At 41.5% G+C, this 550-nt stretch carries 1 pseudogene; it reads left to right on the top strand.

Features of this window, described 5'->3' with window-relative positions:
- A pseudogene (locus KQ486_RS14250) lies at positions 1 to 407 on the top strand (acetyl-CoA C-acyltransferase); the annotation flags it as partial.
- Positions 408 to 550 lie beyond the last annotated feature (143 nt).

Here is a 550-nt window from a genome sequence, read left to right as displayed (position 1 = left end):
CTGGAGATAAAGTGAAAGAACTCGGCGTGACACCTATTGCACGATTCGTTGGTTTTAAGGCAGTAGGCGTTGACCCGAAAATTATGGGTATTGGGCCTGCATATGCGATTCCTGAAGTATTGTCACTCAGCAATCTATCTGTTGAAGACATTGATTTGATCGAATTGAACGAAGCATTTGCTTCTCAAACGATTGCATCTATTAAAGAAGTAGGTCTAGATATATCACGTACGAATGTGAATGGTGGCGCTATTGCTTTAGGTCATCCATTAGGTGCTACAGGCGCAATGTTAACCGCGCGTTTACTTAATGAAATGGGTAGACGTCCCGATAGCCGTTACGGCATGGTTACGATGTGTATTGGTGTCGGCATGGGTGCAGCTGCTATATTTGAATATGTGCGTTAGAATGGTTGATTTTGGATGAAGCGGATTCGTTTTGTTATTGAATGAAGTAGGCTGAAGTTGAAGCCAGTTGAAGTTGAAGCGGGTTGAAGCAATTTCGTTTTATTAATGAAGCTGTGTGAAATATAGTGATTGAACAAAAAAGT

It is taken from the genome of Allobacillus halotolerans, from assembly GCF_018967645.1.
Classification (GTDB): domain Bacteria; phylum Bacillota; class Bacilli; order Bacillales; family Alkalibacillaceae; genus Allobacillus; species Allobacillus halotolerans.
This window is presented reverse-complemented; position numbering and strand designations above follow the sequence as displayed.